Origin of the sequence: Paenibacillus barcinonensis (genome assembly GCF_003217495.1) — a bacterium.
GTDB classification, from domain to species: Bacteria; Bacillota; Bacilli; order Paenibacillales; family Paenibacillaceae; genus Paenibacillus; species Paenibacillus barcinonensis.
In genome coordinates, this window is record NZ_QJSW01000006.1 from 244228 (window position 1) to 262884 (window position 18657).

Below are 18657 nucleotides of genomic sequence, written 5' to 3' on the forward strand. Positions count from 1 at the left end.
AGTCAGGATTGCTGGAAGATCAGCCCTCTGACAACGTTGGAACGATCCTTAACGATAATTGCCTTGAATTTACCACTCGGATTAACGTATTGATTGTCTTTTTCACTCATCGTTTGATTAATGCTGCCTACCTTCTCATCCGGTGCAAGGACAGAGCCATAATCCGCATTGTTGATATCCTGAGAGATGTTGAGCTGATTGCCATACCATTGTCCGCCTCTGTTTTTCCCTGTAATCACTTGAATCCCGAACTGATCTTTGTCCGCGTATTTACGCAGAGCATTTGTCACCTGTGATCCGCTGATGGTGGTCCCGTCATATACCGTGAATGCAGCCTGGGACAACTCTGTTTGAATATCTGCAAAGTTATTTTGCGCTGTTTTGGTAGCCTCCTGCGCTGAGATAAACAACAAAACCACAATCGTAATCAACGCGATGGTCAGAAAGATTCCTGCCGCTACCTTCAAAGCACTTGATGCATTATTCATAAATGAAATACCCTCCTAAAATTTATATTGGTTAATTATCCGGTTTCCACTGCTTCACAAATCAGATTCGTATGCTACAGCTTCTGAATTTGTTCATAATACATGTTCATCTGCACAAAGCTCATGCCTACCAGCGGAATGACCAGATACAGAAAGATTAAAGCATACATCGGTGCAAAACCGATTGTTCTTCCCCAGCCCGCTTTAATATCAATCATTTTGCTGTATTCCTGTTTGCGCTGTTCAAAATAAAAGGCCATCATACTCTCCAGATCGTCGAACGCTTCACGAATTGAGATTTTACCCAGTGAAAGCTGCAGCTTATCAATTAAACGCTGAAACTCAGGTAGCCCCACCTCCTCTTTTAATTGCTCAAGCGCATCTTCGGGACCATGCTCGAAATGTAACAGACACTTTTGCAGCGGCCTTTTGAAAATAACAGCAAAGCGATTCAGCCATTCAACAATTTCCTCAACAGACATGCGATCCATCTCACGCAAAATCGAGATTACCGTTTGAAACTGATAGATTTCATGTCGCATATCCATGCTTCGCATCTTGCGCTGGAACAGCATCAGCCAAATGGGCAGATGATAACCGCATAAAGCAATAATTATAGCTAAAACCACTTCATACCATTGCATATACTGGTTGTTATATGATTCTAACTTTGCCATAACTCGTGTAACTGCTTCAGTCTGTGCTTCATGATTCATTGCATGAGGTGCAAGCTGCAGCATTGCTGTGGAAATATCTTCATAGGAAACTTCACGCTGCATCTTCACGTATTCCATGACCAAACGGTCGAGCTTCGTCTTGTCTTCAGCCACTTTCAGATCCGCCTCGGACATCGCACCGAACATGCGGTCATCCCGTATCGGATCATGCAGGATGTGATTACGCTCAACTTGATGAAGCAACAGCACAAAGCCTATCGACAGAACCAGACTGCTGACAAATAACATAAGTCTGCGTATAGCCAGCCATTCGTATTTTAACTCGGTACTGCTCTCTCTCATGAGCCGGATGGTCTGATTGTATGGCGCAGTACCCGGCTTGGGGGCAAACAGCATAGCCAGTCTTCGTAAAAAGAGCTGTTTATACAAGAAACGATCCAGTCTGGAATGCTTGTGTCCGGAACGATAGCGTGTCTCATCGTACTGCTGAAGCCGCTGCAGCAGCAGATAGGCTACAATGATGATTACATAGATGGATATTTTCGTGACAAATCCAAGCTTGCTTCGATAAAAATCATCCATTGTAGGGAAGCTAAGCCGAGCCCATTGCTCAATCGGACCTGTAAACAATACAGGAGCGAGTGCGATCACATTTAGCCCTTGCAGCATATAGTCGAGCCGATCACGTCTCAAAATCTCCAGATGAATTTCCTGAGTCAGATGACCTAATCCTTGAAGATAAATGGAGCCCTGCTCCTTGTCCTTATCACCAAACTCCATCACCATATAAGAAATACCGGCGAATCCTTTCAGAAACCGATTTGGTGCAATCTCGTAATAGCGCTCCAGCGCTTCATTGGGATCGGGAGAAGTGAGCGCTTCATAGATTAGCCTTACTTGCTCGGCTGCTTCCCCTGTTCCCCCCTCCGCGGCTTCATATAACGCTTCCTCAACCATTCCATGCTGATGATATCGGTGTCTCACATCTGCAAACAGATCGAGCATCTGCACAAGCAGCTTCTTCTCCATCCGGCTCAGACACATATCCAGTACGAGACTATTTAAAACAACACCACAGAGGATGGACAGAATGACAAAAGCCAGTCCGGGCTGCAGCCAGAACAGCACGATGCTAACACTTCCATACCCGCATAAAATAATAAGCACAATGCTCATCGTTAGCCGCCTGAGCGTGGGTTCATCTCTGGCATAGCGATAGGAGATTCTTTTTTGCACCTGTAAAATATATGTTGATATCACGGGCACCTTAATGCCGAACTGATATGCCTTTAGCAGGAGAGGGCCCAGTCCCCTGTATTTTCTCCCTTGAATACGAATCACATTAACAGCAGAATGTAAGGGAAGTGCCTCATTTCTTCGCAATACCTGCAGGATTATCAGGGTAATAACCAGCCCGACTGCACAAATACCTAATACAAGCAACAGAAGCCACTTAATGCTCACTGTTCTTCACCCCACTGCTGTCTGATGAATTGAGTAAATTGTTCGGCATCCTGCAGTGTCATCTGCTCCCGCATCTCCGCTATGCTTGAAGGGGTAAGCGCCAAGTTAGCCACATATGTCCCGTCCCGATACTCCACAACATTTCGAGATGCAAATCCATTCCTCTCTTCGACGATCCCATGAGTACCAGCATGTGGAATACATTCTGTGATTCGTTCGATATATCTGTGTCCTGCAGCATCCTTTTTCATATGCACATCGAAATTGATAACACTGACGACCTGTTCCTCTGCAATATGTTCATGCTGGAACATACCTGTTTTCAGCAGCGAATTGCGAAGTGAAAAGACCAAATCACGAAATGTTTTGGCATGATGTGTAAACAGTGTAAATAGAGATGCCACCTGAGACATCTGGATCATCCAGCTAGCCACTTCATCACTTGCTACCTCACCAAGTATGTTCACTGTACCATCTGTTTTTTTCTGCAGATCCAGCCCCTGCTGACCAGATATATACTCTGTCTCGCGAAAACTGAGAATGTTGCGACGGCTATAAATCCGTCTTAATTGCAGTTCAAAGGCCATCTCCTGTACCCTAAGGGTGTATGAGGCGTAGATGTGCTTGACCATAGCCATCAATAATGTCGTTTTACCCGACCCTTGTGCACCCGTCACGGCTGTAATCCGGCTGCCTTTCATCAAATATTGAAGCAATTGGATTGGCAGCTGTGCATTGTTACCTGTAATTAATTGTTCAAGTGATGCATTAGGAATATCAAATTTCCGTACGAAGAAAGCCCAAGATTCCGCAAAAGGAGGACGAACAACAACAACACGCGAGCCGTCTTTCATCTCATTGACTTTATACCCACTAGCCTCGGACAATTGACCAGGATAGTTGTATTTGTATATATTCTGACATACACGCTTCAATTCCCGATTACTGCCAAAGCTCAGAAAGGACAAATGAATCGACCTCCCCTTATAAAAAATCCAGACACTTTGCGTGCCGCTGAGCGGTTCTTCTTGTTGCTGATCCTCGAAAGCTTGCTCCAGCAGGTCATTCCAGGAAGCAGGAGTGTAATAATTCATCTGTGGAAACGTGTCAAGAATCCCGCTCACTCCTCCGCTGACACCGTCGATCCGTTGGTCCCGGATCTCATCTACAACCGAGAATCCCTTATAGTGCTGAAAGATACGCTGCACGATAATTTCAACCTTTTCTCTGAATTCCAGCTCGCGATACTCGCATTCAAAGACATACTGGATATCCTGCTCGGAAATATAATAGCTACCACCATCTTGCGCGCCCTCCTCCAGCCTGAGCTCACCCAAATCATACGTATCAATCATTCGGGAGAGTGCTTCTGCACCAAATTGCTGCCGATACAAATAAAAGACAATTTCAAAACGATCCTGTGCAGTTAAACGTTCAGGCTCTGCAAACATCATAACCTCATCCACATTGGATTTGTTCAAACCAATCGTTCTTGTCAGCAGATCAGCTATCAGGTTTTTGACATACGTTTTGTCACTGATGCTTCCAGATACACAGTCCTTCAGTGCTTTTCTCATCTCAGCACGCTGGTTTATCCTGCGGCGGTACTCCTCTTCATGCAGACCCGCATCAGCAAGCTGACTGTGGCTTATTTCATGCAATGAATGTTTAACCTGCTCAATTAATGATTCAATGGTAAGAGCTTCGCGTTCGGGTAGAACTACACTTTTCTCCCCAAGAACGGCACGATACTTAAACCAGATATAATATAAGCCGGCCATAACAATCATCGTTATGCCTATCGAATTCATGATCATTGGAGATTCAGGCTCCCCTTTCCAGCCTCTTCAGCACAGTACGCATCTCCGCACCGTCCATCATCAGGCGGGCAAGTTCACCCAGGCCAGCGGCAAAACTCCCTTTACGCGCATGTTTGCTGTCCCCCTGGATTTCCAGCTGCAGATATCGGGCTGCATCTCGACGATTCATGGCATCCAGACAGCTGCTGGCGTAGGGGATTGCAGACAAACTCCCTTTATATTTGAAGCCGCGCTTAATATTAGACAGAGTTGCGCGAGATCGTGCATCATATTTGTTAATGAGTACATGCACTTTCTTTTCACGCAACTGATCTGGCATAATCTGTTCAAAGAACGTTTCCAGATTCCTCATATCCTGATTCAGCACAGCAACAACGCTATCTGCCTCCCGCAACATTAGCGGTGAATCAACATGGCCATGCTTCGCATCCAGAAGAATCAGATCGTAACATTGGTTAGCCGTATTCAACAGTTTTTTCAGCATTTCCTCTTTAAATCCCGCTGAGCGCTCGGCCCTGTTCCGGCTTCCCGTCAGCAGATCCAATCGGTCCTTCAGCAGCGGCTTGGTATAGTCTCTTAAATTAAGCTTGTTCAGGCTACCGCTAATAAATAAACGTTCCACAGCATCCCAGCCGTTTTCTTCAAAAGAAAACAATGCTTCGGATGAAGCCCTCTCATCCTCAAACAAACTTGCTTCAACCCCCTCCTTTGCCAAACCTGTATTCACTAGCAGCACTCTCGCTCTATACTGGAGTGCCAGTGCGTAAGCACCGATCAAGGTGCTTGAAGAGCAGCCTGTGGCTGGAAAGGGGCTCCAAAAGGTAATAGTACTCATGCCCTCATCCTCCCTGCTTCTTTCATTGCACGACGACTGTGCATACGCTCCCAGCCAGTGAACTGCTCAACAACACGACATAAGGATTTTTTGTAGTTTCTCGATAACTGTCCCAGTTCTACTCGGCGATGATGTTCATTCTCGAGCTTAACGGCTTCGCTCAATTCGTCCCACGGTAGAAGCAAAGATTCCCCGGTCCATGCAAAGGGACTCCCCTCCAGATAAGCCCATAGATAAGCAGCATCAAGCTTGCAGTCCACGCCATTGATCAGCATACGATGAAAGGTCAGCTCTGAAGGAAGCTCCTGTTCAACAAGCAGCTGCTCCAGCCATGCCTTGCTGCGCTCCAGATTGTAACGTTCATAATCACTGACCCAGACACGTACCTCTGCTGCAAGCCATAGATTTCGGGTAGCAAAGTGTAACGTTTCCAGGTCATATAATACATAATCATATCCTTCCAGACGCTCGCCGTTTACCTGCAAATGCTGGTCTACTGCTGTTGAAGTCACAAACTGACACGCGATATCGAACCCCTCAAATTCCACAATTCGTAGCGACTGGTGACGATGATCTCCAACATTGTGTCCATATTTTTGCTGCAGCGTGCCATCGACCAGCAGAACACGCTTCCCCGTAGAAGCAAGTATTTTGCACAGGTATAACATCAAATCATGCTTCTCACATAAACCTGCCAGTATCCATATATGCACAAACAACCACTCCCTTCTTGTCTCAACATTTACTCATTTCCCGTTAACAATTGCTGCTGCTCGTCAAGTATGGAAAAATCCGGGACATTAGATGCATTCCCCGCTTGGTTCGATGCGCTTCCTGCACCATCGTTCCAAATGACTCCCGCCGATGATGTCTCTTGTACGGATGGCCTTTTATTATAAGTAACCGATGATTGTGCAACATCCTGTTCTATGCCCTTGGATGGCGCAGACATGGAGGCGGCTAACGAGCTTTCGAGCGAGCTGCGGACCTGTCTGGTCAACTCCTGTTCAGCATGACGCACAAGGTTCGGATCACTCTCCAGCAGCTTTAACACTTCGGCATTGGCTGGATATGTGGGAATAGCTGCTGTCTGGAACTGGGGCTCAACATAGGTCAGAGCATAGATTGAAGCTTTATGTAAGTAAGCATCTACGATTGCGCTGGACAGTGACAATATCTCATCTTCCGTCATCGTAACCCATAATGTTGCTGCATTTAGTCGCTCCACTTTTTTCTTGGATAACAGAATATAGTCCTGTCCAGTTGGAAACTGAATTCGTATATCAATCATATCTCCTTTGACCAAAGAAGAAGGCAGCAGTACCACCTGAAGCTCCCGGTTTCTTAAATCGGAAGGAGCCGGCGTATCTTCATAGACCATTTCGGTCGTAATCGCTGTTCCTTTTTTCAGCTCAATCTTGGCTACCTGACCCTGCAGCTTCTTCGTACTGGACCACAAATTTCGAGGGGCTTGTGCATCAGGTATCGCAACGAGCTTTAGATCATCAGGCATGACAGGCTCACCAGCCTCAATATCCCTGATTGTCACCCAGCCCTGAGCTCCAGAATTCCACTGCTGTAACAGATCAGCTTGCTTTTCCTCGTATGCGGACAGATAACGGGCTTCAATTGCTGACCTGACATTCTCGGCAGTATTGACCTGATATATTACGTATCCCGCAAAGATCACTGCCACAGCTCCCGCTCCAATCAGCCCTGCGTAGATGCGCTCACGACTTTGTTTTCTTAATTTGGACAAAAGAGGCTCTCCTTTCGTTATTTCCTCTATTCAACTAGCCTTTTTCGTGAAAAAAATGAACGTTTTCTTGGCTGCTTAGCCATTAGATGGCCCAGAATATGTGCAAACACCTTGTCCATATGAGAATCCTTATCAAATGGGTCCAGCTGCAGCGGCAGCCCGTAAACACTGGACGTATCCAGATTTTTGCGTACACGCTCCACAGCATCTGCTGCGGCAAGCGGAAGACAATATATCCATTTATCCTGAGGATAGCGGTGATGCGTACGAATAAAAGCAGTAATCTCGGCCTGTTTCCATTCCGCGCCTGAACCAACAACGATGGGCAGATCCGCACGAAGAAACTCTTCCAGTCGATTCTGATCCTGACCGCTTCCGAGATCCATCACAATAAACTGGTAGCTGCCACCCAGCAGGGATAAAATATCTGCTCGGCCAGACTGCTTCCAATAATGCACACCATCCACAGCAAACCTCCTTCCTGTAGGAACAGCTTTACCCGCCTGCACCACTTGCTGAATGCGGGCAAACGACTGGGAACGTGGTGACATCTCAATCACAGCAACCTTAAAGTTCTGCCGCTCCAGAAAATGGCTGATAGCTATCGCAGTGTGGGTAACTCCTGCTCCGGCAGAGGTTCCCGTTAATGCTATAACTCTGGTCCCCCCACTAAGCATCAGCTGCGAATCAGTAGCAGGGGTGCTACCTGCCGCTCCCGGTATTCGCAGCAGCTCCTTTCTCACCTCATCAGCCGTTTGAAATCGCTCCTCTGCGTTGTACCTTAGCAGTCGCCTTGCCACTGGGATATAGGTGCGCGGCACATCACTTCGTATCGAACTTTCGACTCCCTGGGTCCATTCCGTATAAGCTCCGCTCGTCATCAGATATAACATCAAGGCTCCAAAACCATACAGGTCTGAACGGGCATCCGTTTGCCCTGAACCATATTGTTCAGGTGCTGCAAACCCGGCAGTTCCCAGCTTGACCGTGTCCTCTGTATGCTGCCTTTTGTAGCTGCGAGCAATGCCAAAATCAATTAAACGCACTTCATGCTCTGGTGTAATCATAATGTTAGCGGGCTTCATATCCCTGTAGATGACAGGTGGGTCCAGATTATGCAGATAACTCAGTACATCCAGCAACTGAAGCAGAAATTCAGCAAACTGCTGCATCGGAATTTTGCCCCTGCACTGCTTGATGTAATCGCTAAGCGTCAAACCCTCAATGTACTCCATGACCAGGTACGTATATCCCTCTTCATCAGGAGCGAAAAAATCAACAATTTGCGGAAGTCTAGGATGACGCAGCGATGTGAGCAGTGCTGCCTCCCTTTCCACACTCCCTTTGAATGGCATCTGTGTGACACTTTCTTTCACAGCCCATATTTTCCCCGGCAGCTTCATATCCTCTGCCTCATACACATGGCTCATTCCGCCAGCCCCCAGCACCGACAGAATACGGTATCTCCCTCCCAGCAGGCTTCCGCGTTCCAGCCTGACCGGATGTCTCATAGGTTTACCTCCTTCCACACAGCACAAAAAAGGGAAAGCTTCACCGAAACGAACAAACCAGCAGGCTGGTTAAGTTCACTTCGGGATGCTTTCCCTCAAAATTTGTATCGTTATGGTTAATATTGGTATCATTATAGTATACGGAATCAATCGTTGTAAAGCAGAAATTTCATAACATATATGATTTAATATTTAATCATATATAGCGTGATCTCCTCACGGTTATGAAACAGCTGCTTCGAACGCTGAATCTGCATACGTGAACGCTCAAACGTATCTATTACTTCCTTGATCAGTGCGAGCGGCTTCTTATGCAGCAGCTTTACCGTTACAACAGCGGTTCCACCCGATTGCAAGCTGTATAACAAATCGGATACGAGCCTGCTCATCAGCTTCGGACTCCAGCTCATATCACATACAAGCAAGTCGAACTCTTCTTCACGGAAGCGAACATCCCCTGCATTTTTTTTCAAAAACGTTAATTTGGGCGAAGCCAGCAGGGATGCATCCATTTTGGCAGGGTCAACCGCCGTCACTTCAAGCCCTCGCTCCAGCAGGAACGATGTCCACCCGCCTGGCGCTGCTCCGATATCCAGTGCTTTGTGAAAAGAAGTAAAATCAATGCCAAACGTTTGCTCCGCTTCAAGCAGCTTGAACTTGGCACGGGAAATCTGTCCTTCTTCCTTCTGAAAACGAACAGCGCCGCCACTCCAGTCAGACAGATTCTGTTCAGGCCGGGAGACACCGGCATATAACATATCATCGGCAGCAAATACCGAAATAACATACTCGGCGTCCCGAATAACCCATTCACATCCGAGTTCATCCAGCTTCTCTGTCAGCGTTTGTTTCAAGGAAGCTGCATTTTCGCGCCAGAAAGAAGCTTCTGTTTTACGCGTTTGCAGGACTACCTGAGCACCAGACAACTCCTTATGATTCAGAATAAAGGCCACCAATTTTTCCAGCGACTCCGTAACATCTTCTGTATTCTCTTGAAATTGCACAGGCTGAATATGACGCAAAAACGTTGGAGACTCCTGCAGCAGCCTGACCGAAACCTCTTCCTCCGCAGCTGGCAGACCAGCGAGCAAAATCTCACCCGGTACCAGCACTGTGCTCTTCACTGCTCCAAATGTTCGACGCAGCTCCTCCTGAGCATAAGGTGCAAAGCCATGATTGGCCGTGCATATGAAACGGGAAAAGTCTCCTTCTCCCCATGACGATTGTGTACTCAACTTGTGTTACCCTCCAGAACGTACGCGTATCCACGGCCGGCCTTCATGCCACTGTATATCCACCGGGATATCATACGTATGCTTAATTGTTTCCTCTGTTAATACCTCATGCTTTGGCCCCGCAGCCGCAATCTGTCCATCACGAATCAGAGCAACATGTGTGAAAAGAGGTACGATCTCTTCCACATGGTGTGTAACGTATACCACCGTCATATTTCGCTGACGCAAGCGATCAATCTCGATCAGCATCTTCTCGCGTTCATACAGATCAAGACCTGCACAGGGCTCATCCATAATGAGCAGCTTAGGCTCAGCCATCAACGAACGGGCCAGCATGACTTTTTTGCGCTCTCCCTGAGATAACGTACCCAGAGGCTGATTCGCCAATTTGCTAAAACCCATGTCCTCCAGCAGCTGCATAGCCCTGTTCTTCACTTCATCAGGAATCGTCTGATAAAAGCGCAGAAAGGCATATGCGCCTGTCGCGACAACCTCCCACACCGGATCACGCAGAGTCAGCTTTTCGATCAGCGTTTGGCTGATATAACCAATCTCCTTGCGAACCTCCCGAACGTCGCATTGTCCGTATACATGACCTAACACTTCAATACGACCTTGACTTGGAAAAAGATACCCGTTCATCATCTCCAGCAGCGTGGTTTTGCCCGATCCATTGCGGCCCAGAATCACCCAGTGCTCACCTGGTTCGATTCTTAAATGAACGTCATTCAGAATCTGATGATCTTCACGACGGAGCGAAATGTTCTCCATAGCGACAACACTCATTTCAGCACCACCTTCCGAATTTCATTCAGCAGATGCTCCACCGAATTCATGCGATACACCATCGAGGGCACATCCACTTCACCATCAAACAGCATCAGCGCAGGTACACTGGAAATCTGAAACTGCTGCACGAGTTCAGGAATATCATGAATGTTCATCTCATATAAAATGTTGTCAGGAAGCATATGCTCTGTGACCTCCAGCATGCGGCGGGCCGCCGCACACGTTCCACACAGCGGAGTATAGATGAAAACAGCCTGGGGCACGCCTTCCCATACACCGCGCATTAACAATTTGGATGTGATCGGCTTCATAACTTTTCAACCTCTGCAGCTACGCCCAACATCACTTCAACCGTCATTGGACCGTTATGGATAACAACGGAATCAGGTTTATTGCAGTAGAGCATCTCATACATCTGACGCTTTCCATACATACTTGAAGTATGTAAATAAATTTGACGTGGATACAGCCCTTCTCGTACAATCGCTGCAGCCACTTCACCACCGTTCATCGAATCTGGCCCAAGCTCGTAATCCAGCGACAAAATGTCTATATCGCCTTCTCTCAGCAGCATAAGACATTCCTCGGCATTGGTTGCCAGAACGAACCCTTTCGGACAAGAACGATAATCATCCAGAAAAACATGCATCGTCTCGCACCTCCCCAACTTATAACCAGGAACGCATGATCTGTATATCTTCACGATGCGTTCCGTCTTCTCCCGCTTCTGTCTCCAGTACAACAACCGCTCGATGAATCTCCGGCGATTGCAGCAACCTTTGCATGCCTGGATAGCCAATCTGTCCCTGACCAACTCTCGCATGCCTGTCTTTTTTCAAGCCAGAAGCGTATTTGGAATCGTTAAAATGAACAGCCGCCAGTCCATCCCAGTACCCAAGCTGACTGCCTTTATCCAATAAAGCAGCCTCATCTCCGGGCGTCCACATTCCTGAAGCAAAAGCATGACATGTGTCAAAGCAAAAAGCAATATGCTCCGGGTATCGGCTTAGCTTGCGAATCTGTATCAACTCTTCCATTGTTGTTCCCATAGGCCCATGATCGCCTGCCTGGTTTTCCAATAGAATCTTGGCTTCACCCTGCCACTTTTCAAGCACAGTATCCAGACAATGGATCACATTGCGGTACCCTTCCAGCGGGTCACTGGCCTGAAGATGACCAAAATGAACAACCGTTCCCACCGAGCCGCAGGCGTCTGAAATTTCAAGATCATTACGTATGGAATTGACTATAGCATGGAAACCCGCCTCTCCACGGGTCATGCCAAGCGCCGGATTCGTAGGATAAGGTGAATGGGCAATGGAGGCAAGTCCATTAGCTTCACACCAATCCCGGCACTGAGCAGCATCCTTGGGGTCAAGGCGCTTCGGGCTGAGACTGCGCGGATTTTTCGGAAAATACTGAAAAGCCGTCGCACCCATCTCATATGCCCGTTTGGCTGCCTGTACAAATCCCCCTCGGGTGCTGACATGTGCCCCGATGCCGGTTTTAGGCCTCATGCTGACATTTCGGACAGAAAAACGCCTTTTTGCCCGTAATTTCAACACGTTCAATGGTTCCCCCGCAACGCGGACAAGTCTCGCCTTCTCGGTCATACACCCGGCACTGCTCGTCAAATTTCCCGGTTTTGCTGTCTCCCTGCATCAAAGGCATCTCCATATAACCACCCTCGGAGGCAGCCTCACGAAGTACCGACTGCATCGCATGATACAAACGCTCCGTAAGCTCGGGTGAACTCACAATATGCTGTGTTTTCGAGCTTGGTCTCAGTCCCGCTGCAAAAGCAATCTCATCCGAATAACAGTTGCCAATGCCCGCAATAATATGCTGATTCACCAGCGTTGTTTTGAGTGTTCCCCGGCGACCTTTGAGCAGGGAGGCAAAACGCTCCTGATTCATTCGTCGATCCAGCGGCTCTGGACCCAGATCAGCCATGGCTGCTTCCGTTTCTTTTGAGGTCATCAGATGCAAATAACCGAGGCGCAAACCGATGAAAAATAGAGTATGATCTCCAAATTGAATCTCTACCTGTGTGGAGCGGTCAGGACGCTCATCCTCTGTGCCCCAGAACAGCATGCCGCCCAGCATCAAGTGCAGCACTAGACGTTTGCCGTTCGCAAGGTGAAAAATCAGATGCTTCGCTCGACGCTCGACAAATATTATACAGTTACCCGTCAGTTCATTTACAAACACGTCTGTTGTAGTATTAATCGTTTTCTCACGATTCACAACGACACCCGTAATCAGTTTATCAAGTATATGCTCGGACAGTAACGTCCGGTAATTTTCCATTTCCGGCAACTCTGGCATTCTTTATCTACTCCTTCTTGGAAGCTGGGTCTGCCTGTTCGGTCAGCCATGCAATCAGTGTATGCAAATCTTCAAAAACATGATCGGGACGCGCCTTGGCCGCATGAATATGGCCATCCATATTTTCACGTGTTGTCACACCCGTCAGCACAAGCAGTGTCTCACAGCCTGCCGCTACACCTGCAGCAATATCCGTACGCATATTGTCACCAATGACAGCTGTTTCGTCAGCCTTCAGATTAAGACGACGAATGGCCGATCTCATAATGATACTTGAAGGTTTGCCGATAACGGTGGGTTGTACACCTGTTGCCGCCTCGATGGCTGCCCCAATCGTACCTGCACCTGGTGTTAGACCGTCATCAGCCGGAAGCTGCAAATCGGGATTGGTCATAATAAACTTAGCTCCTCCATTGATCCAGCGAAGAGCCTGCGTTAGTTTTTGATAGGTAAACTCACGATCAATCCCCTGAATCACATAATCCGGGTTATCCTCTGTCAAGATTAAACCCGCTTCCTCAATTGCCTGAATAAGTCCAATCTCACCAATACACGCTACCTTCGCCCCTGGAGATTCTGCTGCAACATATTCAGCTGCGGCCACCGCAGAAGTACACACCTGAGAAGCATCAGCGGTAATGCCCATCCCATTGAGATGATCAGCTACACCTTGAGGTGTGCGCGAGGAATTGTTAGTCACAAACAAATAAGGCACGCCTTGCTCCTGCAGTGTATGAATGAGTTGATCAGCTCCATCAATTCGATGTCTGCCATGATACAATGTGCCATCCAGATCGATCAAATAAGCCTTGATCATACAAGCACTTCCTTTCTTTATTCCGTTAACAGTTCATGCCATTAACAATACAGAAGCATGAAAGCAAACCTATAACCTATGTATTCAGGCATGCAAAATTGATCTTGTTAACAGCGACACGCAATGAGTCGAACCAAATCGAACACAGACGTTTTCTCGCGCGCGCCTGCTGTACAAGCTTGTCATTTCCTGCGCTTTCCCGGAAAATAATTCAGATCATTTCCCTGTTCATATTGCCCATCCTACACGCTTTTTGACCAGATTGCAAAAGGGACCTCGGGAACAATTCTCCCTCAGTCCCGTCTCATTCGCCGGTTCTTGAAATCGTGCATTTGGTGCATCATCACCTGCGGTTTAGATCCCCATATGAGCTATGCCTGTATGTCAAGACCCTCAGTCCGAAAGTGATGCGCTCTGCTCACGATGAATAACGGGAATAAGCTGATGCTCATCAGCAAGCCTTGTGTTCGGGAAAATGGACTGTGCCTCTTCCAGAAGCGGCTGAAGCTGCTCCTCATCTTTATATCGTGAGCTGAAATGAGTCAATATAAGCTGACCCACATTAGCCGCTCGCGCCGCTTCCGCCGCTTCTGTGGACGTACTATGATAGTACTCATGAGCGGTAGCGGCAAGATCATGCATAAATGTTGCTTCATGAACGAGCACATCAGCATCTTGCGCCAAGGGTTGAACGTTACTGCACGGGCGTGTGTCGCCCAATATGGTGATAACCATGCCTCGTTTGGGTGCTCCCAGCACATCCTCGGGACGTAAGGTCTGTCCGCTATCCAGTGAGATCGTTTCTCCCCGCTTTAATCTTCCAAACAAGGGGCCTGGCTTCAGACCGTATGCTGTCAGCTTCGCAGGATCAAGACTGCCAGGACGATCCTTCTCTGTCACGCGGTACCCGTAACTGTCAATCCGGTGCTCAAGCAAGGCAGCTTCCACAACAAAGCTGTCATCTTCAAAGACAACTCCGCCTGTATGCTCCACAATGTTCAGATCATAGTTTAGTCGAGACTGACTAAGCTCCATCGTTGTGATAATCATGCGTTCTGTGCCTGGCGGTCCATATACCGTGAGTGGGGTGGTTCCGCCCTGATATGCTCTGCTGGAGAGCAGTCCTGGCAATCCAAACACATGATCACCATGCAGATGAGTGATAAAGATCTTTTCCAATTTACTTAATTTAAGCGGTGAACTTAAAATCTGATGCTGCGTCCCTTCTCCGCAATCGAACAGCCACAAAGCTCTGCGTTCATCCAACATACGAAGTCCAATAGACGTTACATTCCGTTGCAGCGTAGGTACACCAGCATTCGTTCCCAGGAAATATAGTTCCATTCTGGATCGCACCTCTTTCTGTTGCCAGCAAAAAACCTCCGACCATGCGGAGGGCTTGCTTGACTACTTACGATTTTATGCTTTTTCAACGTTAAAATATTTGGCCTGCGGATGGCTGAACACCATCGCAGACACCGATGCTTCCGGTTCCATCATGAAACCTTCCGTCAATTCTACACCAATATCCTCAGGCTGCATCAGCTTGAAAAGCGGACCCTGATCCTCCAGGTCCGGGCACGCCGGATAACCGAAGGAAACCCGAATTCCCTGATAACGCGCACCATGACGCTGCTTCATTGTCATTTCGGCCGGGTCCGGGAAGCCCCAGATATCCCTCATCATATGATGCACGCGTTCTGCCAAGCCTTCCGCTACTTCGAGCGCTACAGATTGCAATGCGTGTGAGCGAAGATAGTCCCCTTGATCCTTCCAGGCTGTGGAAAGCTCGCGCACGCCATGTCCCGCAGTAACGACAAGGAAACCAACATAATCCATTTCACCGGATTCAACAGGCTTCAGGAAGTCAGACAAACACAGGAACGGCTCTACCTTTTGCCGCGGGAACGTAAAGGTATGCAGGATATTGCTTGTATCTTGCGGATCATAAATGATGATGCTATTGCCGCTCGACTGCGCCGGGAAGAAACGATACATCGCATGCGCCTGAATAATTCCATCTCTAACCGCTTCCTGCATGATGCCATCCACGACCGCTTTAAGGTCAGTGGCCTTGGGATCACCAGAAGCTAAAAGTTGCTCAACCGAGCCGCGCAGCCCCAGATGATGTCCCAGCAGCATTTGCATGTTCACATAAGGAAGAATATGAGACAACGGATAATTGCGCAGTGTATGGCGTTCGAGATCAGGCGGCACAAGCACCGGATGATCGGCCGAGATCTCTGAGCGCTCCACCCGAGTAAGCTCAGGCAGCGCCTGAACTTCACCTGCGCTAGAAGCATCGGCTTCTTTTTCTGCATCCATCTCGGCCTGCATCGCTTCGCGCGTAACAGGATTCATCAGCTTATTCGCCAGATCGAGACCATCCATTGCATCCTTCGCGTACACAACCATACCGTTGTATTCAGGACGAATGCGGTTTTTCGTAAATTTGCGTGTTAAAGCCGCTCCGCCTACCATAATAGGCACATCAATGCCAGCTGTGCGCAAATCCTGAGCGGTGAGTATCATCTGTTGAGCCGATTTAACAAGCAGCCCTGACAAGCCGATGGCATCCACCTTCTCTTCCCGATAAGCCTCGATAATACGCTCTGGTGGTACTTTTATACCCAAATTAATGATCCGGTAACCGTTGTTGGACAAGATGATCTCCACCAGGTTTTTGCCGATGTCGTGTACGTCCCCTTTAACGGTAGCCAGAATGATCTTTCCTTTGACGGAAGTTTCATTTTTCTCCATAAACTGCTCCAGATACGCTACGGAAGCCTTCATTACTTCTGCACTCTGAAGCACCTCTGCTACAATTAACTCATTGTTGTTGAACAGACGACCGACTTCCTCCATCCCCCGCATCAATGGACCATTGATTACTTCGAGCGCGGAATATTTGGTAAGAGCCTGCTCCAGATCGGGCAGCAACCCTTCCTTGCTGCCTTCCACCACATAGGATGCAAGCCGTTCTTCCAGTGAAAGATTAGATATTTTCTCTTTTTTCTCCACCTTTTTGTTGCGGAATGCCGCTACGAATGCGGCAAGTGTATCATCGTTTGTGTTATATAAAAGCTCTTCCGAGAGTCTGCGCTCTTCCTCTGGAATGGATGCATAACGCTCCAGCTTTTCGGTATTTACGATAGCATAGTCCAGTCCGGCCTTGGTACATTCGTACAGGAATACGGAATTCAACACCTCGCGACCCGCTTCGGGCAGACCAAAGGAGATGTTACTGATTCCGAGAATCGTGTGGCACTCCGGCATGGCTTCCTTAATAATCCGAATGCCTTCAATGGTTTCCTTGGCAGAGCCGATGTACTGTTCGTCTCCTGTTCCTACCGGGAATACCAGCGTATCAAAAATAATATCCTCCGGCTTCAAGCCATATTTGTTTACCAGCAGGTCATATGAACGCTTCGCCACGTCCAGCTTGTCCTCACGGCTAATCGCCTGACCACGCTCGTCAATGGTTCCGACAACTACAGCACCGCCATATTTGTGCAGCAACGGGGTTACCAGTTCGAATTTTTCTTCCCCATCCTCAAGGTTAATGGAGTTAATAATCGCCTTCCCTTGAGAATATTGAAGAGCTGTATCAATAACAGCCGCATCTGTGGTATCTATCATGAGCGGCACCTTGACCTTTTTGACAACAAGTTCAAGGAACTTGATCATATCCTCTGTTTCCTCACGGTCAGGGTCCTGCACGCAGACGTCAACGATGTGTGCTCCATTTTTCACCTGAGCCCTGGCGATCTCTGAAGCTTCCTCATACTTGCCTTCGACAATCAACCGTTTGAACTTACGTGAGCCCAGAACATTCGTACGTTCACCAACCATATAAGGACGATTGTCCTGCTCAACATACACCGGGTCGATCCCGGACAGTGCTGGCGGATGTGTTCCGTTCAATTCTCTTGGGGGGTACTTCGCAAGCATGTCACGCATGGCTCGAATATGTGCCGGCGTTGTTCCACAGCAGCCTCCTGCAATGTTCAGCCAGCCTTGCTCTGCAAAAGCGCCGATCTTCTGCGCCAGCGAATCTGGCGATTCGTGATAATTCCCATTTTCATCAGGAAGACCTGCGTTGGGATAACAGCTCACAGCTACAGATGCCATACCAGACAGGGAACGAATATGGTCACGCATGAATTCCGGCCCAGTTGCACAGTTTAGACCCACCGAAATCGGGTTAAGGTGTTCTAGGGATATATAAAAGGATTCAATGTTCTGACCGGCCAGAGTCGTGCCCATCGGTTCAATCGTTCCCGAGATCATCAGAGGCAGCTTGATGCCACTTTGATCGAAAGCTTGCTGAATGCCAATGCTTCCTGCCTTAACATTGAGTGTATCCTGAGAGGTTTCAAGCAGTAGCGCATCAACGCCTCCCTCTATTAAAGCAAGCGCTTGCTCGAAATAGCTGGCAACCAGCTCCTGGAACGTTACGCCTCCCGTCACAGACAACGTTTTGGTCGTTGGCCCCATCGCGCCTACAACATAACGTGGTGACTCCGGTGTGGAAAAACGATCCACCGCTGCTTTTGCAATTCGGGCTGCTTCCAGATTAATCTCGCGTGCACGATCTTGAATATCGTATTCAGCAAGCACGACAGAAGTCGCGCCAAATGTATTGGTCTCGATTAGGTCAGCACCGGCCTCCAGATAGTCCTCATGTATGCGTTGGATTAAGTCCGGGCGTGTCAGCACCAGCATTTCATTACATCCATCCAGATCTTCACCGCCGAAATCTTCGCTGGTCAGATCCTCTTGTTGAATCATCGTCCCCATTGCGCCGTCGAGGATTAATATTCGTTGTTTTAATGCATCATGTAGACTAAGCTTATCCAATATCTTCACCCCCGCAAAACGTTAAATCTTAGTTTAACAGAAACTTACTTATTGTGAAAGATCGGTTTTGCTCC

Annotated in this window: 16 protein-coding genes; all 16 read right to left on the reverse strand. The window is 48.0% G+C overall.

Features of this window, described 5'->3' with window-relative positions:
* Positions 1-2: 2 nt before the first annotated feature.
* The 16 genes from DFQ00_RS12245 to metH all read right to left on the reverse strand — a co-directional run bounded on the left by DFQ00_RS12245 (position 3) and on the right by metH (position 18583).
* Complete coding sequence (locus DFQ00_RS12245) at positions 3-488, reverse strand: ABC transporter permease (protein WP_110896759.1); 486 nt, start codon at positions 486-488, stop codon at positions 3-5.
* A gap of 74 nt (positions 489-562) precedes the next feature.
* Positions 563-2341, reverse strand: coding sequence for a hypothetical protein (locus DFQ00_RS12250; protein ID WP_244213806.1), 1779 nt, complete (start codon positions 2339-2341; stop codon positions 563-565).
* A gap of 284 nt (positions 2342-2625) precedes the next feature.
* Positions 2626-4446, reverse strand: a complete 1821-nt coding sequence (locus tag DFQ00_RS12255) for an ATPase, T2SS/T4P/T4SS family (protein ID WP_110896761.1) — start codon at positions 4444-4446, stop codon at positions 2626-2628.
* A gap of 7 nt (positions 4447-4453) precedes the next feature.
* The gene (locus DFQ00_RS12260) at positions 4454-5284 is read right to left on the reverse strand and encodes a CpaE/TadZ family protein (RefSeq protein WP_110896762.1); all 831 of its coding nucleotides are present in this window, start codon (positions 5282-5284) and stop codon (positions 4454-4456) included.
* Positions 5281-5997, reverse strand: a complete 717-nt coding sequence (locus DFQ00_RS12265) for a hypothetical protein (RefSeq protein ID WP_146236154.1) — start codon at positions 5995-5997, stop codon at positions 5281-5283. Before DFQ00_RS12265 ends, DFQ00_RS12260 begins: the two co-directional genes overlap by 4 nt.
* 29 nt (positions 5998-6026) lie before the next feature.
* On the reverse strand, positions 6027-7043 hold the full coding sequence (locus DFQ00_RS12270) for an SAF domain-containing protein (RefSeq protein WP_110896764.1): 1017 nt from the start codon (positions 7041-7043) through the stop codon (positions 6027-6029).
* A gap of 26 nt (positions 7044-7069) precedes the next feature.
* Positions 7070-8554 carry a serine/threonine protein kinase gene (locus DFQ00_RS12275; protein WP_110896765.1) on the reverse strand — a complete coding sequence of 495 codons (1485 nt, stop codon included), beginning with the start codon at positions 8552-8554 and terminating at the stop codon, positions 7070-7072.
* Between the two features lie 185 nt (positions 8555-8739).
* A complete protein-coding gene (locus DFQ00_RS12280; protein ID WP_110896766.1) occupies positions 8740-9789 on the reverse strand; it encodes a 23S rRNA (cytidine(2498)-2'-O)-methyltransferase RlmM in 1050 nt (349 codons plus the stop codon).
* A 6-nt stretch (positions 9790-9795) separates the two neighbouring features.
* Positions 9796-10575, reverse strand: a complete 780-nt coding sequence (locus DFQ00_RS12285; RefSeq protein WP_110896767.1) for an ABC transporter ATP-binding protein — start codon at positions 10573-10575, stop codon at positions 9796-9798.
* Complete coding sequence (locus DFQ00_RS12290) at positions 10572-10889, reverse strand: thioredoxin family protein (protein WP_110896768.1); 318 nt, start codon at positions 10887-10889, stop codon at positions 10572-10574. Before DFQ00_RS12290 ends, DFQ00_RS12285 begins: the two co-directional genes overlap by 4 nt.
* Positions 10886-11227, reverse strand: coding sequence for a cyclic-phosphate processing receiver domain-containing protein (locus tag DFQ00_RS12295; RefSeq protein WP_110896769.1), 342 nt, complete (start codon positions 11225-11227; stop codon positions 10886-10888). The genes DFQ00_RS12290 and DFQ00_RS12295 overlap by 4 nt, the downstream gene beginning before the upstream one ends.
* Before the next feature lie 19 nt (positions 11228-11246).
* A complete protein-coding gene (locus tag DFQ00_RS12300) occupies positions 11247-12095 on the reverse strand; it encodes a deoxyribonuclease IV (protein ID WP_110896770.1) in 849 nt (282 codons plus the stop codon).
* Positions 12085-12906 (reverse strand): Fpg/Nei family DNA glycosylase, encoded by an 822-nt coding sequence (locus DFQ00_RS12305; protein ID WP_110896771.1) that lies wholly within the window; start codon positions 12904-12906, stop codon positions 12085-12087. Before DFQ00_RS12305 ends, DFQ00_RS12300 begins: the two co-directional genes overlap by 11 nt.
* A 7-nt stretch (positions 12907-12913) precedes the next feature.
* Positions 12914-13723: a TIGR01457 family HAD-type hydrolase gene (locus tag DFQ00_RS12310; protein ID WP_110896772.1), complete on the reverse strand. Its 810-nt coding sequence runs from the start codon at positions 13721-13723 to the stop codon at positions 12914-12916.
* A gap of 393 nt (positions 13724-14116) precedes the next feature.
* Entirely contained in the window at positions 14117-15067 is a 951-nt protein-coding gene (gene rnz / locus DFQ00_RS12315; RefSeq protein WP_110896773.1) for a ribonuclease Z, read from the reverse strand.
* 75 nt (positions 15068-15142) lie between these two features.
* Entirely contained in the window at positions 15143-18583 is a 3441-nt protein-coding gene (gene metH / locus DFQ00_RS12320; protein ID WP_110896774.1) for a methionine synthase, read from the reverse strand.
* Positions 18584-18657: the final 74 nt, after the last annotated feature.